20 protein-coding genes are annotated in these 18,977 nt (G+C 68.1%); 4 read left to right on the top strand and 16 right to left on the bottom strand.

What is annotated here, in order from left to right; translation table 11 throughout:
• Positions 1-52: 52 nt before the first annotated feature.
• From UAA55_RS13450 to UAA55_RS13470, 5 genes are all read right to left on the bottom strand, one after another.
• Positions 53-838 (bottom strand): exodeoxyribonuclease III, encoded by a 786-nt coding sequence (locus UAA55_RS13450; RefSeq protein WP_322953345.1) that lies wholly within the window; start codon positions 836-838, stop codon positions 53-55.
• 71 nt (positions 839-909) lie between these two features.
• Positions 910-1,122, bottom strand: coding sequence for a YbdD/YjiX family protein (locus tag UAA55_RS13455; RefSeq protein WP_322953347.1), 213 nt, complete (start codon positions 1,120-1,122; stop codon positions 910-912).
• Positions 1,122-3,191, bottom strand: a complete 2,070-nt coding sequence (locus UAA55_RS13460) for a carbon starvation CstA family protein (RefSeq protein WP_322953349.1) — start codon at positions 3,189-3,191, stop codon at positions 1,122-1,124. Before UAA55_RS13460 ends, UAA55_RS13455 begins: the two co-directional genes overlap by 1 nt.
• A gap of 463 nt (positions 3,192-3,654) precedes the next feature.
• The gene (locus UAA55_RS13465; RefSeq protein WP_322953350.1) at positions 3,655-4,116 is read right to left on the bottom strand and encodes a spore coat protein U domain-containing protein; all 462 of its coding nucleotides are present in this window, start codon (positions 4,114-4,116) and stop codon (positions 3,655-3,657) included.
• Positions 4,117-4,431: 315 nt separating this feature from the next.
• Positions 4,432-4,899: a Csu type fimbrial protein gene (locus UAA55_RS13470; RefSeq protein ID WP_322953351.1), complete on the bottom strand. Its 468-nt coding sequence runs from the start codon at positions 4,897-4,899 to the stop codon at positions 4,432-4,434.
• A gap of 337 nt (positions 4,900-5,236) precedes the next feature.
• Here UAA55_RS13470 and UAA55_RS13475 point away from each other — a divergent pair, with 337 nt between their 5' ends.
• From UAA55_RS13475 to UAA55_RS13485, 3 genes are all read left to right on the top strand, one after another.
• On the top strand, positions 5,237-6,427 hold the full coding sequence (locus tag UAA55_RS13475; RefSeq protein WP_322953352.1) for an acyl-CoA dehydrogenase: 1,191 nt from the start codon (positions 5,237-5,239) through the stop codon (positions 6,425-6,427).
• A 150-nt stretch (positions 6,428-6,577) separates the two neighbouring features.
• The gene (locus UAA55_RS13480; protein WP_322953353.1) at positions 6,578-6,805 is read left to right on the top strand and encodes a hypothetical protein; all 228 of its coding nucleotides are present in this window, start codon (positions 6,578-6,580) and stop codon (positions 6,803-6,805) included.
• Positions 6,806-7,121: 316 nt separating this feature from the next.
• Entirely contained in the window at positions 7,122-7,355 is a 234-nt protein-coding gene (locus tag UAA55_RS13485) for a hypothetical protein (RefSeq protein WP_322953355.1), read from the top strand.
• A gap of 61 nt (positions 7,356-7,416) precedes the next feature.
• Here UAA55_RS13485 and UAA55_RS13490 read toward each other — a convergent pair whose 3' ends face one another.
• From UAA55_RS13490 to UAA55_RS13515, 6 genes are all read right to left on the bottom strand, one after another.
• Positions 7,417-7,992 carry a nucleoside 2-deoxyribosyltransferase gene (locus tag UAA55_RS13490; RefSeq protein ID WP_322953356.1) on the bottom strand — a complete coding sequence of 192 codons (576 nt, stop codon included), beginning with the start codon at positions 7,990-7,992 and terminating at the stop codon, positions 7,417-7,419.
• Positions 7,989-9,986 carry a bifunctional 2',3'-cyclic-nucleotide 2'-phosphodiesterase/3'-nucleotidase gene (locus UAA55_RS13495; RefSeq protein WP_322953357.1) on the bottom strand — a complete coding sequence of 666 codons (1,998 nt, stop codon included), beginning with the start codon at positions 9,984-9,986 and terminating at the stop codon, positions 7,989-7,991. The genes UAA55_RS13490 and UAA55_RS13495 overlap by 4 nt, the downstream gene beginning before the upstream one ends.
• A 124-nt stretch (positions 9,987-10,110) precedes the next feature.
• Positions 10,111-11,085: an ABC transporter permease gene (locus UAA55_RS13500; RefSeq protein ID WP_322953359.1), complete on the bottom strand. Its 975-nt coding sequence runs from the start codon at positions 11,083-11,085 to the stop codon at positions 10,111-10,113.
• A gap of 18 nt (positions 11,086-11,103) precedes the next feature.
• Entirely contained in the window at positions 11,104-12,228 is a 1,125-nt protein-coding gene (locus UAA55_RS13505; protein WP_322953361.1) for an ABC transporter permease, read from the bottom strand.
• Positions 12,225-13,826 (bottom strand): ABC transporter ATP-binding protein, encoded by a 1,602-nt coding sequence (locus tag UAA55_RS13510; RefSeq protein WP_322953363.1) that lies wholly within the window; start codon positions 13,824-13,826, stop codon positions 12,225-12,227. The genes UAA55_RS13505 and UAA55_RS13510 overlap by 4 nt, the downstream gene beginning before the upstream one ends.
• 65 nt (positions 13,827-13,891) lie before the next feature.
• Positions 13,892-14,917, bottom strand: coding sequence for a BMP family lipoprotein (locus UAA55_RS13515; RefSeq protein ID WP_322953365.1), 1,026 nt, complete (start codon positions 14,915-14,917; stop codon positions 13,892-13,894).
• A 358-nt stretch (positions 14,918-15,275) separates the two neighbouring features.
• Here UAA55_RS13515 and UAA55_RS13520 point away from each other — a divergent pair, with 358 nt between their 5' ends.
• Complete coding sequence (locus UAA55_RS13520; protein ID WP_322953367.1) at positions 15,276-16,880, top strand: alkaline phosphatase D family protein; 1,605 nt, start codon at positions 15,276-15,278, stop codon at positions 16,878-16,880.
• A gap of 6 nt (positions 16,881-16,886) precedes the next feature.
• On the opposite strand, the gene UAA55_RS13525 is transcribed toward UAA55_RS13520, so the two are convergent.
• The 5 genes from UAA55_RS13525 to UAA55_RS13545 form a co-directional block, all read right to left on the bottom strand.
• Positions 16,887-17,123, bottom strand: a complete 237-nt coding sequence (locus tag UAA55_RS13525) for an NfeD family protein (protein WP_322954455.1) — start codon at positions 17,121-17,123, stop codon at positions 16,887-16,889.
• A complete protein-coding gene (locus UAA55_RS13530; protein ID WP_322953370.1) occupies positions 17,072-17,347 on the bottom strand; it encodes an NfeD family protein in 276 nt (91 codons plus the stop codon). The genes UAA55_RS13525 and UAA55_RS13530 overlap by 52 nt, the downstream gene beginning before the upstream one ends.
• Before the next feature lie 12 nt (positions 17,348-17,359).
• Positions 17,360-18,367, bottom strand: coding sequence for an SPFH domain-containing protein (locus UAA55_RS13535; protein ID WP_322953372.1), 1,008 nt, complete (start codon positions 18,365-18,367; stop codon positions 17,360-17,362).
• A gap of 122 nt (positions 18,368-18,489) precedes the next feature.
• The gene (locus tag UAA55_RS13540; RefSeq protein WP_322953374.1) at positions 18,490-18,777 is read right to left on the bottom strand and encodes a hypothetical protein; all 288 of its coding nucleotides are present in this window, start codon (positions 18,775-18,777) and stop codon (positions 18,490-18,492) included.
• Positions 18,759-18,950, bottom strand: a complete 192-nt coding sequence (locus UAA55_RS13545) for a hypothetical protein (protein WP_322953375.1) — start codon at positions 18,948-18,950, stop codon at positions 18,759-18,761. Before UAA55_RS13545 ends, UAA55_RS13540 begins: the two co-directional genes overlap by 19 nt.
• Positions 18,951-18,977: the final 27 nt, after the last annotated feature.

The raw sequence follows: 18,977 nt of genomic DNA on the forward strand, positions 1-18,977 counted from the left end.
TTTTTTCGCCCGTTTTTACAAGGCCGGCGCCCGCCGGCGTTTGAGGAAGGGCTTAAGCGTAATCCACGGTCAACGGCGCATGGTCGCTGAAGCGCTGCTCCTTGTAGATCGCGGCTGTCCGGGCGGTGGCGGCCACGTCCGGGGTGGCGATCTGATAGTCGATGCGCCACCCGACATTCTTGGCCCAGGCCTGGCCCCGGTTGGACCACCACGTGTAGCCTTCTTCGCCCGCGTCGGGGTACAGGCGGCGATAGACGTCGACCCAGCCCTGCTCGTCGAACAGGCGGGTCAGCCAGGCGCGCTCCTCCGGCAGGAAGCCGGAGTTCTTGAGGTTGCCCTTCCAGTTCTTCAGGTCGATCTCCTTATGGGCGATGTTCCAGTCGCCGCAGATGATGACCTGGCGCCCGGCCTGGGCCAGGGCCGCCATGTGGGGCAGGAAGCGGTCCATGAAGGCGAACTTGGCGGCCTGGCGGTGCTCCCCGCTGGAGCCGGAGGGCAGGTAGACGGAGACGACCGACAGGTCGCCGAACACCGCCTCGACATAGCGGCCCTCGGCGTCGATGTCCTCATGCCCCAGGCCAATGATCACGCGGTCGGGGGCCTTGCGGCTGTAGACGCCGACGCCGCTGTAGCCCTTCTTCTCCGCGTACTGGAAATAAGCGTTATAGGTGACGCCGGCGGAATCAGAGGGCGCCAGCATCAGGGGCGTCATGTCCTCCGCCTGGGCCTTCAGTTCCTGCACGCAGACGACGTCGGCGTCCTGGGCCGCCATCCAGTCGAAGAAGCCCTTGGTGGTGGCGGAGCGGATGCCGTTCAGGTTGGCGGAAATGATGCGCATGCGGGGGCTTTCGTCAGGCAAAGAAGAGGGGGCCGATCAGGGCCCCCTCTCGGTAAACAAATCCGGTGGTTTCAGCAACAGCGGCCGACCTTGCCGCTGTAGCGCGCCTCCTGCCGTTCGCGGAAGAACGCTTCCCGCGACATGACGGGCTGGTCCGGATGGTTGAGCCGCCGGTGCTCGACATAGCTGTCGTAGTCCGGCAACCCCACCATCAGGTTGGCCATGCGGGCCACCAGCTTGGCGAAGGGCAGGGGCGTCCCGCCGTTTTGGGCCTGGGCCGCCATCAGTCGTCCCCGGCGGCGATGGCCGCCCCACCGATCCCGACCTCGTGCGCCGTGGCGCGCGGGTTGGCCAGGGCCTTGCGGATGTTCAGAATGCCGAACACCAGCATGGACACGACCACGGCCATGAACAGGCCGCACAGGGTGGCGTCGACATAGTCGTTGGTGATGACCCGCGCCATGGCCTCCGTCGTCTTGGCCGGGGCCAGGACCTTGCCGTCGGCCAGCGCGGTGGAGAACTTCCGGGCGTGCGCCAGGAAGCCCACGGCCGGGTTGTCATCGAACAGCTTCTGCCAGCCGGCGGTCAGCGTGCAGATGGCCAGCCAGGTGGTGGGCAGGATGGTGACCCAGGCGAACTTCTCCCGCTTCATCTTGAACAGGATGACGGTGCCCAGCATCAGGGCGATGGCCGCCAGCATCTGGTTGGAGATGCCGAACAAGGGCCACAGCGTGTTGATGCCGCCCAGCGGGTCGACCACGCCCTGGTACAGGAAATAGCCCCAGCCGGCGACGGCGATGGCTGTGGCCAGCAGGTTGGCGCCCCAGCTCTGGGTCACGCGCAGGGCCGGCACTGCTGTGCCCAGCAGGTCCTGGATCATGAAGCGGGCGACGCGGGTGCCGGCGTCGACCGTGGTCAGGATGAACAGCGCCTCGAACAGGATGGCGAAATGATACCAGAAGGCGGTCATGGACTGGCCGCCCACCAGGTTGGACAGGATGGTGGACATGCCCACGGCCAGGGTGGGGGCGCCGCCGGCCCGGCTGAGGATGGTCGTCTCGCCCACGTTCTTGGCCACCTGGGCCAGCTCGTCGGGCGTGATGGCGAAGCCCCAGTTGCTGACCACCTGGGCCGCCTGGTCCACGGTGGTGCCGATGACGCCGGCGGGGGTGTTCATGGCGAAATAGACGCCGGGGTGCAACACGCAGGCCGAGATCAGGGCCATGATGGCGACGAAGCTTTCGGCCAGCATGGCGCCATAGCCGATCATGCGGGCCTGGGCCTCCGTCTCCAGCATTTTGGGCGTGGTGCCGGAGGAGATCAGGGCGTGGAAGCCAGAGACCGAGCCGCAGGCGATGGTGATGAACAGGAAGGGGAACAGCTGGCCGGAGAAGACCGGGCCGCTGCCGTCAACGAAGCGGCTGACCGCCGGCATGTGCAACTCGGGCATGACGATCAGAATGCCCACCGCCAGCGCGATGATGGTGCCGATCTTCAGGAAGGTCGACAGATAGTCGCGCGGCGCCAGCAGCAGCCACACCGGCAGGACCGAGGCGATGAAGCCGTAGGCGATCAGCATCAGGGCCAGCGTCTCACCCTTGAAGGTGAAGGCGGCGGCCCAGGCGGGATCCTCGGCCACCCACTGGCCGCCTATGATGCCCAGCAGCAGCAGGACCAGGCCGATGGCCGACATCTCACCCACCCGGCCCGGACGGATGAAGCGGCCGTAGACGCCCATCAGCACGGCGATGGGCATGGTGGCGAAGACGGTGAAGGTGCCCCAGGGGCTGCCGGCCAGGGCCTTGACCACGATCAGCGCCAGCACGGCCAGCAGGATGATCATGATCAGCAGCACGCCGAACAGGGCGATGACGCCCGGCACCGTGCCCATCTCGGACTTGATCATGTCGCCCAGCGACCGGCCGTCGCGGCGGGTGGAGGCGAACAGCACAATGAAGTCCTGCACGGCGCCGGCGAAGACCACGCCGATCAGGATCCACAGCGTGCCGGGCAGATAGCCCATCTGGGCCGCCAGCACCGGGCCCACCAGGGGACCGGCGCCGGCGATGGCGGCGAAGTGGTGGCCGAACAGCACCCACTTGTCCGTGGGCACGTAATCCAGGCCGTCGTTGTGACGCATGGCTGGGGTGGAGCGCGCGCCGTCCAGCTTCAGGACGGTGTTGGCGATGTACAGGCTGTAGAAGCGATAGGCGATGGTGTAGGTGCACAGGGCCGCCACAACCACCCACAGCGCGTTGACGGTCTCGCCGCGCGACAGCGCGACGACGCCCAGCGACGCGGCGCCGACAAGCGCCACAATCAGCCAGACGAGCCGTCCGGCGGTTCCGTTCATTCCGTTTCCTCCCAAGAAATCCCGCACCCCAGTCCTGGCCGCAGGGGTTACCTCGAATTCTCTGGCCCTCGGGCCGGTGTGCCGGGCGACCGGTGCCGGTACGGGGTTGGCCTTGTCATTGCCGCGCCAGGGCTGACCGCGTTGATATTACAGGATCGTTTGCCGCTTGGACAGGGGCGGCGCCCCCGTCCGCGGGGCGCCGCGCCAAGGATTGGGTGTGCGGTGCGGTAAAGGAATTATTCATAGTTCGATGCGATAACAGGGGTGCAACTTGGTTGCGTTTTCCTCCCTTCTGAAAACTCAACCCCGGCGCCTTCTGGCAGCCGGGGTTTTTTATTACCTGCGCCGCACCGTCTTTTTGTTGCGACCGCACAACGGCGACGGCCCCGCCTGGGTGATCCAGGCGGGGCCGTATTGTCAGCCGAACCGGTGCGGCCGGGGGCGCGGTCGTTGGGGGGCGGGATCAGCGGCCCTGGATGGTGATGGTGAGGGTGTCGGTGTAGCTGCCGGCGATGGCCTGGGCGTTGGCGGGGACGGTGACGGCGACGGTGGCGGTCTTGTTGAACTGGGCGGAGGAGCGGACGACGTTGACGCTGCTGCCGCTGGACTGGCCGTCGTAGATGGGGGTGTAGCTGACGGGCTGGGCGCCGGTGGCGGAGGACTTGAGGGTGCCGCCGTTGGCGGACTGGACGCTGATCTGGTAGCCGGCGCCGTCATTGCAGGTCTCGACGACGCTGCCGACGGTGACGGCGTTGGAGCCGGTGAGGATGTTCAGCTGGGCGCCGGCGTCGGTGACGCTGACGGTGCAGGTCTGGGCGACGGAGCTGTTCAGCTGGATGGTGCCCGAGGTGCCGGCGGCGGCGAAGGCGGGGGTGGCGGCCAGGGAGACGGCGGCGATCAGGGCGGCGGCGGCGAAGCGGATCATGATGACGGTTCCTATCGGTTCGGCTGGGCTTGTTGCCCGATTGCTTTGATGGGGGATGTAAGAGCAATCGCGGTGCCAGAACCGGGGATGGTGCGGCATTAATCGGTTAATGCATTGATATTATTAATTTATCTGATTTATCGCCGCGAGGCGTGCCCAGGCGACACCGGCCGCGCCGTTGCGTCACGCACCATGCGAAAGGTTAGGATGCCCGTGGAATCAACGCATTAGGCTTTGCGCTTCGCCAGATGCGCGAAAAGGCGCCCCGGCGTGGGGCGCCCTCTCCCGAACCTGTGGGTGACCGTCGCTGGCGGCTTACTTGCCGGCGATGGTGATGGTCAGGGTGTCGGCGTAGCTGCCGGCGATGGCCTGGGCGTTGGCCGGGACCGTGACGGAGACGTTGGAGGTCTTGTTGAACTGGGCGCCGGAGCGGGTGACGGCGAAGCTGCTGCCCGAGCCGTTGGTGCCGTCGTAGCTGGTGGTGTAGCTGATGGCCTGGGCGCCGGTGGCCGATGACTTCAGCGTGCCGTTGTTGGCCGAGGCGACGGTGATGGTGTAGCCGGCGCCGTCGTTGCAGTTCTCGACCACGCTGCCGACGGCGACGTTGCTGGAGCCGGACAGGATGTTCAGCTGGGCGCCGGCATCGGTGACGGCCACGGTGCAGGTCAGCGATACGGTGCCGCTCAGCTTGATGGTGCCCGAGGTGTCAGCCAGGGCCGGGGCGGAGACCAGGGTGGTCACCAGGGCGGAGGCGGCGACGGCGGCGGCGATGCGGCGGATCATGACGAAAAGTCCTATCGGTTCGAGTGGGCTTTTGCCCGTTTCATTCATATCCGGTTATAAGCAGGCAACGTGCCAAGACCCCGTCGAATCGCCATAAGTCTATTGATTTCAATTGGTTACATAATAGCGTCTTAACGAGCCTTAACCTATTCCTACGGTACAGGTCCTTTCTTATTGGTTTTGCGGTGCAACATGCATCGAGCCCTTGGGATAGGTTCGTCGAAATACGCATTGCATAATGCAAGTTCGCAGGATGTTCTTGACCGCCCCGACCTTCCCGCCTGCAATGCGGATCCCTGTAATGTGGGCTAACAAACACCAATCAGAGGGGAGACCCATGGCGAGCGGCAATGAGGGCAAGGGCGGTTTCCAGTGGGACGACGCCCTGCTGCTGGATGACCAGCTGGAGGCGGATGAGCGCCAGGTGCGCGACAGCGCCCGCGCCTTCTGCCAGGACCGGCTGGCGTCCCGTGTCCGCGACGCCTTCCGGCATGAGGTGTTCGACCCCGCCATCATGGCCGAGATGGGCGCCCTGGGCCTGCTGGGCATGACCATCGACGGCTATGGCTGCGCCGGCGTGAACCATGTCAGCTATGGCTTGGTGGCGCGCGAGGTGGAACGGGTGGACAGCGGCTACCGCTCCGCCATGAGCGTCCAGTCCTCCCTGGTCATGCATCCCATCCACGCCTATGGCAGTGAGGAGCAGCGGCAACGTTACCTGCCCGGCTTGGCGGCCGGCACGCTGATCGGCTGCTTCGGCCTGACCGAACCGGACGCCGGGTCCGATCCCGCCGCCATGAAGACGCGGGCGCGGCGGGTGGCCGGCGGCTATGTCCTGACCGGATCCAAGATGTGGATCACCAACGCGCCGGTGGCCGACGTCTTCGTCGTCTGGGCCAAGGATGACGAAGGGCAGATCCGGGGATTCATCCTGGAAAAGGGGATGACGGGTCTGTCGGCGCCCAAGATCGAGGGCAAGTTTTCCCTGCGCGCCTCCATCACCGGCGAGATCGTGATGGATGGCGTGATCGTGCCGGAAACGGCGCTGCTGCCCGGCGTTGTAGGGCTGAAGGGCCCCTTCGGCTGCCTGAACAAGGCGCGCTACGGTATCTCCTGGGGCGCCATGGGCGCGGCGGAGGCCTGCTGGTTCGCGGCGCGCGACTATACCCTGAATCGCACCGCCTTCGGCCGGCCGCTGGCCGCGACCCAGCTGATCCAGAAGAAGCTGGCCGACATGCAGACGGAAATCACCTTGGGCCTGCAGGGCGCCTTGCGCCTGGGCCGGCTGATGGACCGGGGCCGCGCGGCGCCGGAGATGATCAGCCTGATGAAGCGCAACAATTGCGGCAAGGCGCTGGATATCGCCCGCGCCGCCCGCGACATGCACGGCGGCAACGGGGTGTCCGACGAATACCCCGTCATCCGCCATGTCCTGAACCTGGAGGCGGTGAACACTTACGAAGGCACCCATGACGTTCACGCCCTGGTGCTGGGTCGGGCGCAGACGGGCCTGCAGGCCTTCGGCTGAGGCTTGGAAAAGATCGGCGGGCGAACAAATCGCCCACCGATTGATCCAGCTCAAGGACGGTGCGGCTGATGACGGATATTCCTGGGGTCTATTCCTGGGGTCTATTCCTGGGGCCCCACCCGGAAACGGTAGTCAGGAAGACATCCCTCCATGAACATCCTCACCACCGCCGCGTCGTCATTTCCATCCCCGGCTTTCGGCGGCCTTGGCCGTGAACTCACCGGGCTCTCGCTGATCGCCTATGCCATGGGACGTGCCGCCCGGCGCGAGGGGCACGCCCTTTTGTCTAATCCTTTTGATCAGGACGACGCGCTTGGCTCTTTGGGTGATATCGAGGCCGCCAGCGCCTGGCGGGACGGCTGGCTGACGCCTGGCTGAGGCCAATGGAAACATAAGCCAGGAAAGGTTTGTTATCATTTCGTAACGACTTCGGGGGCCCCCTCGGAACCACGCGGATTTTTCCTCCGGCGTCAACGGCCAAAAAATCGGGGGAAGATGGCGGGTGACAAGGTGATGACGTACCCCTAAGCTATATCTCCTGGCATTTGATTTGGATTATGCTGACCGCAACAGCCCATGGGTTCAGTCCCCGGGGCCGAGCTGCCCGGCGAACGGCCCGGGTTTCGAGAGCCGACCCCCATGAGGTGGTACCGCGCAAGCAGGGGCCCTGGGGCTGTTAAGGAGTAGGGAAGCTATGGTGTTGTCTAGGCGCGGGGTCGAGCCGCCCAAACCGGGTGAATGGATGGAAGAGGTGAAGCTGCCCAAGCGTCGCCTGCTGGTCCATGCCATCCACCAGCGGGCGGGTCATCCGCCCCATGTTGAATTCCTGGTCGACGGCCGCTCCAGCGACCGCCTCAGCCTGGCACTGGAAGTGGTGCTGGACAGTGACCGGTTCCGCCGCATGGGCGTGTCGCAGAACGCCGCCTGACGCCGCGTGGAAAGTTAAGGACCGACACAGCCGGGCCGGCAACGTCCCGGCTGTTCCTTTTTCAGGCCGGACTTTGGGCCGCGATCCAGGCCGCCGCCGCGGCCACGGCGGCTTCCGCGCCCTGGTATAGGCCGTGCGGGCCAGCGACGCCCCAGGCCCTGACCACCGGGTCGGTCAGCATCAGGTTGGCGCCCAGGCCGAAATCCTCCACCATCCGGCCTTCCGGGTCGCGCCACACCCCGCCCCCGTCCCGGGCCAGGGCGAAATGGGCGCCCGTGCGTTCCAGCAGGCTGGCGTCGGTGTCGGCGTAGGCGAAGACCGGCCGGCCCAGCGCGGTGGCGAACCCCATCTCATAGGCCGTGCCGTCGTCGGCCGACGGCCCGCGAAAAGGGCTGGCGTTGGCCAGCACCAGGTCGGTGGCGCGGATCAGGTCCAGGTTGGCGGCGCGGATGCGCGCGGCATGGGCGGCCGGCGGCTCGCCCGGGGCCGCCTTCACCGCGCCGTCCAAGGGGAAGACGCCGACGATGCCGTGGCGGGCGCACAAGGCCCGCAGGGACTCGGCCGCCGCCGCCGGATCGGGCAGGAACACCTCCGGCCCCGCCAGATAGGCCCGCCAGACCTTTTTTCCCGTCGTCATTTGCCCAGCACCTGGCCGGTAAGCGCCGTGGGCGACAGGTCGACGCGGAACAGTTCCAGCCCCGGGTCGCCCGGGCCCACGTCGCTCAGGTTGGGGTACTGGGTCAGCAGGGATGCGGCCTTGGCGCTGGTGTCGTACAGCACGGTCACGGGGGCGGTGATCGGCACGAAGCCCCAGCTGTGGTTGGTGGCGGGCATCAGCGTGCCCTGGGCCTTCAGATAGTCCGCCAGGATTTCCTGGATCGTCTCCGTTCCCGCATAGACGATGTTCTTGCCATCCAGGCCGGGGAAATTGCCGCCGCCGTTGGCACGGTAGTTGTTGGTGACGACGATGAACTCATCCCCGTCCTTCACCGGCTGGCCATTGTGGCGCAGGTCGACGATGCGGTGGTTGTCACCCGGCGCCAGCGTGCCGTCCGCGCCGAAGCGCGGCGGTTGGGTCACGTCGACCCGCCAGGTGACGCCGTCGATGACGTCGAAGTCGAAGCTGGGGATGGCGCGGTTCACCAGCATCTGCGGCTCCTTCCTGGCCGGGTCGATGCGGTTGAAGACGCGGGCACCCATCTCCAGCCAGTCGCGCACCTGGGCGCCCGTCACCTTCACCGCCGCGACGATGTTGGGATAAAGGTAGAGGTCGGCCACGTTGCGCAGGCTGATCTCCCCGGCGGCCACGTCGGTGAAATAGTCGGGGCCAGGCTTGCCGCCGGCCTTGAAGGGGGCCGCCGCCGACAGGATGGGCAGCTTGGCGTAGGGACCGCCCGCCAGGGCCTTGGCCACGTACTGGCGCTGGGCGTCCGCCACAATGTCCAAGGCCGGCTGGTCGGCGATGAAGCTGAAATAGGTCTCGATGCGGCCGGTGCTCTTGCCCACGGGCTGGCGCACATAATCCAGGGTCGCCTGGTGCGCGTCCTTGGCGATGGCGGCCACTTCGGCGTCCGGCTCCACCAGCGGCGTGGCCTTGCCGTTCACGCGGGTGAGAACGGGCCGCGTCTCGGCATGGCCGCCAGCCACGATCCAGCCACCCTTGCCGCCATGGGCCTTGGGCTCCGGCGACAAGATCAGGTCGATCACGCCCAGATGGTCGCCGAAGAAGCCGGCCATGACCACCGGCTTGCCGTGGATCAGGCCGTGCGGGATGTCGGCATCCGGCAGGTCGGCATAGTCGGCGGCGGGGAAGACGCGGTGGGCATGGCCGGTGACGACGGCATCTACCTCAGGGATGGCGGCCACCGCGACGCCAGCGTTCTCCGCCATCTTCTGGTGGGGGGCCGCCGACAGGCCGCTATGGATGACCGCCACCACCACGTCCGCACCCTGGGCCTTCAGATCCCAGGCGGTCTTGGCCGCCACCTCCACGATGTCGGAGGTGGTGACCTTGCCCTCCAGCTTGTCCTTGTCCCACAGCACGATCTGGGGCGTCAGCACGCCGACCACGCCCACCCGGACCGTGTGCTTGGCGCCGGCGCCGTCGGTGAAGTCGCGGTCCAGGATGACGCCGGCGGGGAACAGGGGCTGGCCATCCTCCACCCGGTTCACGTTACCGGCCAGCACGGGGTACTTCGCTTCCTTCTCCGCCGCCACGGCATAGTCCAGGCCGAAGTTGAACTCATGGTTGCCCATGACGGCGGCGTCATAGCCCAGCCGGTTCAGGGCGGCGATGATGGGCTGGAACCTTCCCGGCCCCAGGCCCTGGACGCGGGCGACATAGTCGCCCATGGGGGTGCCCTGGATCAGGTCGCCGGCGTCCACCAGCAGGGTGTTGGGCTTTTCCGCCCGTGCCTTGCGGATCAGGCTGGCCACCCGCACCAGGCCGATGCCGGGGGCGGGTTTGTCGGCGTAGTAGTCGTAATCCATGACGTTCATGTGCAGGTCGGTGGTCGACAGGATCTGCACGTCGATCTGGTCGGGCTTGGCCTCCTGCGCTCCCGCGTTGGCGCCTCCCAGCACCATGGCACCGGTCAACAGCAGGGCGGCCAGGCGGCGGCAGGCGGGCATGGCGGGGCATCCTTGATCTGTATCGGGGAACAGGCGGCTGGGGCCGGACGGATTCCGGCCCACCTTGGCTCTACAGGCGCGGTGTTACACCCACGCCATCGCCACCGGCTTTGATGTAGGTCGCTCAGCGGTCTTTGACATAGGCCTGGCCCGCCGCCTTGGGCGGGATGGACTTGCCGACGAAGCCCGCCAGCAGCAGCACGGTCAGGATGTAGGGCAGCACCTCGATGATCTGCACCGGCACGGCGCCCACCACGGGCAGGGCCACGCCCTGCAGCCGCGCCTGCAGCGCGTCGGTGGCGGCGAACAGCAGGCAGCCGGCCAGGGTGGGGTAGGGCCGCCACTTGCCCAGGATCAGGGCGGCCAGGGCCAGATAGCCCTTGCCCGCGGTCATGTTCTCCTGGAACCCCGCGCCTTGCGCGATGGAGAGGTAGGCGCCGGCCACGCCGCACAGCAGGCCGGTGATCAACACGGCGCGATAGCGCAGCCAGGGCACGGAAATGCCGGCGGTGTCCACGGCGGCCGGGTTCTCCCCCACCGCGCGCAGGCGCAGGCCGAAGCGGGTGCGGTAGGCCACCCACGAGGTGGCGGGCACGGCCAGCACCGCCAGGTAGACCAGCAGGTTCTGCCCGCCGATGACCTCGCCATAGAAGCGGCCCAGCAGGGGCACGCCGCGCACGGCCTCGGCCAACGGGAAGTGCAGGCCCAGGAAGCGCTGCCCGCCGTCCAGCGAGGGCGTGCGGCCGCCCAGGTCGAACCAGGCGTTGGCCAGCACGGCGGTCAGGCCGGCGGCGATGGTGTTGATGGCGACACCGGCGACCACCTGGTCGCCCCGGTGGGTGATGCAGGCGAAGCCGTGCACCAGGGCCAGCAGCAGCGAGGCCGCGATGGCGGCGGCCAGGCCCAGCCAGGGGGAACCCGTGACGGCGGCCGTGGCCGCGGCGGCGAAGGCGCCGGTCAGCATCTTGCCTTCCAGGCCGATGTCGACCACGCCGGCGCGTTCCGAATAAAAACCGGCCAGCGAGGCCAGCACCAGTGGTGTCGCCAGGCGCACGGTGCTGGCCAGCAGCGACACGATCCACAGGGCGGTATCGTCCATGATCTCTTCCCCGGGGATTTAAGCGCGCTGGCCGGCGGTCGCCGGGGCCCTGGGCTTCAACAACCGCACCAGCGCCGGGCGGAACATGTGCTCCAGCGCGCCGGAGAACAGGATGACCACGCCCTGGATGACCACCACCAGGCGGGGGCTGATCTCATTGTACTCGAACGACAGCTCGGCCCCGCCCTGGTACAGGGCGCCGAACAGCAGCGAGGACAGGACGATGCCCACCGGATGGCCCCGGCCCATCAGGGCGACGGCGATGCCGGTGAAACCCATGCCGGCCTGGAAGTTCAGGGTGACGCGGTGCTGCACGCCCTGCAGCTCGTTGATGCCCACCAGGCCGGCCAGCGCGCCGGAGATGGCCATGGCGATGACGATGGTGGTGCGGGCGTTGATGCCGGCATAGCGCGCGGCCGCCTCGTTGGCGCCCACCGTGCGCATCTGGAAACCCCAGCGCGTGTGCCAGATCAGAAACCAGACGCCGGCCGCGCATAAGAGCGCCAGGAGCAGCGACAGGTTCAGCGGCAGGGTGCTGGTGCGGTAGCCTAGGCTGGCGGCGATCTCCTTCACCGCCGGCAGGAAGGTGCTTTCGGCGAATTCCCGGCTTTCCGGCGCCATCTGGCCATGTTCGATCAGCGGCCCGCCCAGCAGATAGACCATGAGGGCGCTGGCCAGGAAGTTGAACATGATGGTGGTGATGACGATGTGGCTGCCGCGATAGGCCTGCAGATACCCTGGGACCAGGCCCCACACCGCGCCGAACAGGGCGCCCGCCAGCACCGCCACCGGCAGCACCGCGTACCAGGGCCAGCCGCTGAGCGCCAGGCACACCAGGCCGGTGCCCAGGCCGCCGACATAGGCCTGGCCCTCGCCGCCGATGTTGAACAGGCCGGCATGGTTGGCGATGGCCACGGCCAGGCCGGTGAAGATCAGGCTGGTGGCGTAATAGAGGGTGTAGCTGAGGCCCGTGCCGCGGCCCACCGCCCCCTTGACCATGAAGGCCAGGGCCGAGAGGGGGTCCTGACCGATGGCCAGGATGACCAGGGACGAGACCACCAGGGCGGCGCCCAGGTTGATGGCCGGCAGCAGGGCCAGCGTGGCCCAGCGCGGCAGGCCGTCGCTGTTGGTGGATGCGCTCATGCCGCCCCTCCGGCCGCGTCAGCGCGCGACCCGTGTTCTGTCTCGTCGGTGATGCCGGCCATCAGGCGGCCGATCAGGCCCTCGGTCGCGTCCTCGGCCGCCAACTCGCCGGTGATGGCGCCATCGCACATCACCAGGATGCGGTCGGACAGGGCCATGATCTCCTCCAACTCGGCGGAGACCAGCAGGATGGCCTTGCCGGCGTCGCGCATGGCCAGCAGGCGGCGGTGGATGAACTCGATGGCGCCGATGTCCACGCCGCGGGTGGGCTGGCCCACCAGCAGCACGTTGGGGTCGCGCTCCATCTCGCGGCCCAGCACCAGCTTTTGCTGGTTGCCGCCGGAGAAGAGCGAGGTGCGTAGGGATGGCTGGCGCGGGCGGACGTCCCAATCCTCCATCAGCCGGGCGGTGGCGGCGGCCACGCGCTTCCAGTTCAGGCGCGGGCCGTCGGCCATGGCCGGGTCGGCCTGATAGCCCAGCAGCGCGTTCTGGAAGGCGGGGAAGGGCTTCACCACCGCGCGGCGCAGGCGGTCCTCCGGCACATGGGCGATGCCCTGGCGCCGGGCCTGGGCCGGATCCATGGGCGACTCCGGCGTCACGTCGCGCCCGTTGACGTGGACGCGCCCGCGCTGAAAGGGCGTCATGCCCGACAGCGCCTCCAGCAACTCCGACTGGCCGTTGCCGGCGACGCCGGCGACGCCGACGATCTCGCCCGCCCGCACACGGAAGGTGGCGTGCTTCAGCCGTTCCACCCCACGCTCGTCGAACACGCTGAGGTCTTCCACCGTCAGCAGCGGCGCGCCCGCCGGCGCGCCCGGCCGCCGCACGGCGGGGTTGGCGCGCCGTCCGACCATGGCCTCGGCCAGGGCCGCCTCGTTGGTATCCTGGGTGTGGAAGTTGGCGACCACCGCCCCCTGGCGCAGCACCGACACGGCGTCGGTGATGGCCATGATCTCCTTCAGCTTGTGCGTGATCATCAGAATGGTGCGGCCCTGGGCGCGCAGCGCGTCCAGGATGCGGAACAGGTCCTGCACCTCCGGCGGCGACAGCACGGCGGTGGGCTCATCCAGGATCAGCACCTGGGCGCCCCGGTACAGCGCCTTCAGGATCTCCACCCGCTGCTGGATGCCCACGTTCAGGTCGGCGACCTTGGCGTCCAGCGGCACGTCCAGGCGGTAGGCCTTTTCCAGCCGCTCCACCTCGGCCCGCGCCTTCCTGATGCCGTCCTTCAGCAGGGCGCCGCCCTCGGCCCCCAGCATCAGGTTCTCCAGCACGGTGAATTCCTCCACCAGCATGAAGTGCTGGTGCACCATGCCGATGCCCAGGGCGATGGCATCCTTGGGCTCACGGATGCGCACCTCGGCCCCGTTCACCAGGATCTGCCCCTCATCGGCCTGGTAGAAGCCGTAGAGGATGCTCATCAGCGTGGATTTGCCGGCGCCGTTCTCCCCCACCAGGCCGTGGATGGACCCGGCGCGGATCCGCAGCGAAACCGCCTTGTTGGCGTGGACGGGGCCGAAGCGCTTGTCGATGCCCACCAGTTCCACGGCCCAGGGGCCCGGCTGCGGCGGCATGGAGAGGGGAACGGTTTGCGACACGGGGCGGCTGGTCTCTGGTTCTTGGGGGGCCGGAACGGGCCCCGAGGCGTGGATGGGGTGGCCTGTCAGTACTTGCAGCCGTTGGTTTCGTCGTAATTGGCGACCTTGCGGGTCCCAGCCTGGATTTCCAGGGACGCCGCGTCCAGCGCCGCCTTCATCTCCGGCGTCACCAGCTTGGCGTTGTTCTCATCCAGCGCCCAGCCCACGCCCTCTTCCTTCAGGCCCAGGGTGCGCACCCCCGCCTGCCAGGTGCCGTCCCGCGCCGCCTTGATGGCGTTGTAGGCGGCCACGTCAACCCGCTTGACCATGGAGGTCAGGACCGAGCCGGGGAACAGGTGGTTCTGGTTGCTGTCGACGCCGATGGACAGATGTCCTGCGTCCTTGGCGGCCTGCAGCACGCCGATGCCGCTCTGCCCGGCGGCGGCGAACACCACGTCCACGCCCCGGTCGAACTGGCTTTTGGCCAGCTCGCCGCCCCGGGTGGGGTCGGACCAGGCGGCGGGGGTGGTGCCCACCATGTTGGCGATGATGTGGTCGTCCGGGGCGACGGCCTTCACCCCCTGCTCATACCCGCAGGCGAATCGGCGGATCAGGGGGATGTCCATGCCGCCGACGAAGCCCACGGTGTGGGTCTTGCTGCTCAGCGCCGCCAGCATGCCCACCAGGTACGATCCCTCCTGCTCGGAAAACAGGATGGACTGCACGTTGGGCAGCTTCACCACGCCGTCGATCAGGGTGAACTTGATCTCCGGGAATTCCTTGGCGACCTTGGCCACCGCCGGCGCTTGGCTGAAGCCCACGGCCAGGATGATGTCGGCGCCATGCTCCGCCAGGCGGCGCAGGTACTGTTCGCGCTGGACGTCGTTGCTGATCTCCAGCGCCTTGTAATTGATGCCGGTTTCGCGGTGGAACCGCTCGATGCCCGTCAGGACGCCTTCGTTGAAGGACTTGTCGTACTTGCCGCCGTAATCGAAAACTACGCCGGGAAAGAAGGCAGCCTCCGCCCCGCGGGCGGGGGCGGACCCAGGGACGAAGAAGGCGCAGCTCAACAGGGCGGCCGCCGCCAACGCCGCACGGATCGCTCTACTCATGAAGGGTCCCTGCCTCCGTGGGCATACTTTTGGACGGTGGCGAACGGGATGCGCCGCACCGCCTGCTCTGCTGAAACCTAGTCCATTTCCCAAGGTCCCGGCAAGTCGGGGGCTTAGGGGGCACGGCACGGGAACCAACCCTGGCCGATCCTGACCAAATGGTCAAGATGGGGCGCAAGCCCGGCGGGTTCGCCATGTAGGGTTGCGGCCCACGATACGTCGAGGTTGCAAGGTCTTGGCGACACTTTCATGACAGGGCGTCCGCCAAAGGTTTTCATGGTTGAACGCGGTTCCACCGGCGGGCACTCTGCCGCGCATTCTCCATCCCTTAAGCCTATCTGCGTCCGAGATGCCGCCCATGACCCGGTTCAGCCCCGTTCCTGAGGCCACCCGCCGCGCCCTGCTGAAGACCTTCGGCGCCAGCGCCGCCACGGCCTTCCTGCTGCCGTCGTCCATGGGCTCGGCCCTGGCGCAGGCGGCGTTCAGCAACGACCCGTTCTCGCTGGGTGTGGCCTCGGGCGATCCGCTGCCGGACGGATTCGTGCTGTGGACCCGCCTGGCGCCCGAACCGCTGGCCTTCGGCTATGGTATGCCCAAGCGCCCGGTGGAGGTGGACTGGGAAGTGGCGACGGACGAGCGCATGCGCAACATCGTCCAGAGCGGTACCGAGGTGGCGCGGCCGGAACTGGGCCACGCCATCCATGCCGAGGTGGGCGGGCTGGAACCGGGGCGCGACTATTACTACCGCTTCACCGTGGGGGCGGAGCGCAGCATGGTGGGCCGCGCCCGTACCGCCCCGGCCCTGGGCGCCAAGGTGGAGCGCGTGCGCCTGGGCATGGTCGGCTGCCAGAATTACGAGGACGGCTACTACACCGCCTTCCGCCACCTGGCGGAGGAACGGCCGGACTTCGTCTTCCACTACGGCGACTACATCTACGAGAATCGGGTGCGGACGCACGAGACCAGCCGCTATTACGGCGGCCTGGCCCAGCCCACCGCCCGCCGGCACCTGGGGGACGAGCCCTATTCCCTGGATGAGTATCGCCGCCGCTACGCCCAGTACACCCTGGACCTGGACCTGCAGCTGGCCCGCGCCGCCTGCCCGTGGATGGTCACCTGGGACGACCATGAGGTCGACAACAACTGGACCGGCACCGTCGACGGCGCCGGCATCGCCCCGCCGGAATATTTCCTGCTGCGCCGGGCGGCGGCGGCCCAGGCCTATTTCGAGCACATGCCCCTGCGCCGCGCCTCCTGGCCCAAGGGGCCGGACATGCAGATCTACCGCCGCCTGGCCTTCGGCAATCTGATCGACCTGCATCTGCTGGACACCCGCCAATTCCGCACCGACCAGCCCTGCGGCGACGGCTTCAAGCCCGCCTGCGAGGGGCAGGACAGCGACGACGCCGAGATGATGGGCGAGGACCAGGAACGCTGGCTGTTCGAAGGGCTGGACCGCGGCCGCGCCCGCTGGAACCTCATCGGCCAGCAGGTCATGATGATGACCATGAACCGCGAGCCCTGGCATGGCCCCATCTACAACATGGACAGCTGGGAAGGCTATCATCAGCCGCGCCAGCGCCTGCTGCGCCACCTCAATGATCGCCGCCTGAACAATGTGGTGGTGCTGACGGGGGATGAGCACCAGAACTTCGTGGGCGACCTCAAGACCGACTACCACAGCGACAAGGCCGGCGTGGTCGCCACCGAATTCGTCGGCACCTCCATCAGCTCCGGCGGCGATGGCGCCGACAAGCGCCCGCGCCATGAGGAGATCATGCGCGGCAACCCGCACATCCGCTTCATGAACGACCAGCGCGGCTATCTGATGTGCGACATCGGCCATGACAAGCTGACGGCCAACTTCCGCGTCATGGACCATGTCACCACCCCCGGCGGCGCCATCAGCACCCGCGCAAGCTTCGTGGTGGAACCGGGCAAGCCGGGGGCGAAGCAGGCGTAAGCGCGTCTACGCCGCCTCCACCCTCAACGCCGTGCCGTCCACCCCCACCACGCGGACGGAGGATCCGGCCGGGAGGCCATCGGGGCCATGGACGATCCAGGCGCCGTCGTCCAGGCGGGCGCGGCCCTGGCCGTTGGTGATGGGCGTCTCCAGCGTCAGGACGCGGCCGACATACTGGCTGGCGCGGGCGTTCAGGGGGGATAGGGCGCTGTTTCCCCGCCCCCGCCGGCGCCACCCAGCCAGCGGCGGGTGGCGATCAGCAGGGCGGCCGCCAGCGCGGCGAACAGCACCGCCTGGCCCATCAGGGCGAAGGAGGGGATGAGGAACAGCACGGTGCCCACCAGCACCGCCGCCAGCCCCAGCCATAGCAGGCCGAAGCCGGGGGTGACCATTTCCACCAGCGCCAGGGCGACGCCCGCCGCCCACCAATGCCAGGCGTGGGGTGTCCAGTCGGCCAGGTCGGGCATGGGGGATCTCCCTTAGCTGCCGGGCGTGGTCCAGGGGCCGCCGGTGGGGGGCGGGACCGGGGGATCCGGGCGGCGTGGCGCGGGGCGGGCTTGGCTGGGGGGCGGAGCCCCGGCGAAACTGTCCTTGGCCAGTTCGGCGATGCCGCCCAGGGCACCCAGGATGCCGGTCGATTCCATGGGCATGAACAGGATCTTCTGGTTGGGACTGGCGGCGAAGCCCTTCAGCGCGTCGACGTAGCGCTGGGCGATGAAGTAGTTCACCGCCTGCACGCTGCCGCCGGCGATGGCCTCGGACACCACGCGGGTGGCGGTGGCCTCCGCCTCCGCCAGGCGCACCCGGGCCTCGGCCTCGCGGAAGGCGGCCTCCCTCTTGCCTTCGGCCTGCAGGATGGCGGACTGCTTCTCGCCCTCCGCCCGCAGGATGGCGGATTGGCGCTGGCCTTCCGCCTCCAGAATCAGGGCGCGGCGCTCCCGCTCCGCCTTCATCTGGCGGGCCATGCTGTCCACCAGGTCGCGGGGCGGCTGGATGTCGCGGATTTCCACGCGGGTGATCTTCACGCCCCAGGGGTGGGTGGCGGCATCCACCACCGTCAGCAGGCGGGCGTTGATGGCGTCGCGCTGCGACAGCAGCTCATCCAAATCCATGGAGCCCATGACCGTGCGCAGGTTGGTCATGGTCAGGTTCAGGACGGCGCGATCCAGGTTGCGCACCTCATAGCTGGCCTTGGCGGCGTCCAGCACCTGGAAGAACAGCACGCCGTCCACCGTCACCATGGCGTTGTCCTTGGTGATGATCTCCTGCGACGGCACGTCCAGCACCACCTCCTGCATGGTCTGGCGGGCGCCGATGCGGTCGACGAAGGGGACGATGATGGCCAGGCCCGGCTTCAGCGTGCGGGTGTAGCGGCCGAACCGCTCCACCGTGTATTCCATGCCCTGGGGCACGGTCTTGACGCTGCTGTAGACCAGGACGACGGCGAAGGCCAGGACGGCCAAGGCGAACACGCCGAAGGGCGACAAGGCTTTCCTCCCGGTTGCTGGCGCGGGCGGCGACCGCCGGAACGGTCGCCCCGCTCTGCCCGGCCATCATGCCATAAGGCGGGTGCCGCCACCCGATCTTTTGTCTTTTTGGTTGTGGCGCCTCATGCCTGGGTGAGGGTGAGCCAACGCGCCTTGGCCTCGCCATAGGTGCCGTCATCCGGCACGCAGTCCAACTGCGGCAGGCGGGTGATCAGCGGCTGGTCGGGCACGTCGGCCGCCATCCAGCCGCGGCCCAGTTGCGCGATCAGGGCGATCTGCGCCGGCTCCACCGCGTCGGCCGGCAGGGCCGCCACCGGGGCGAAACGTCCGTCGGCCAAGCCCGGCGGCGCCGTCCACACCCCGCTTTCCAGCACCGGCCGGACGGAGATGTTCAGGCGCACCAGCCCCAAGGCGGCCGGATCCCGACCGGCCAGGCGTTGGGACAGGATGTCGCCTCCAGGCTGGCGGTGTCGGGCGGATCGTCCAGGGTGGTCTGGGCCAGCGGCGACAGGTCGCCCAGGGACATGGCCTCCAGCAGGGCCCGGGGCCCGCCGCCGTCCAACGTCAGGATACGATAGGTCATGTCCCCCTCTTAACCGCCTGCCTGCTT

The sequence above is a fragment of the Nitrospirillum guanabarense genome (assembly GCF_034653355.1).
Lineage (GTDB): Bacteria > Pseudomonadota > Alphaproteobacteria > Azospirillales > Azospirillaceae > Nitrospirillum.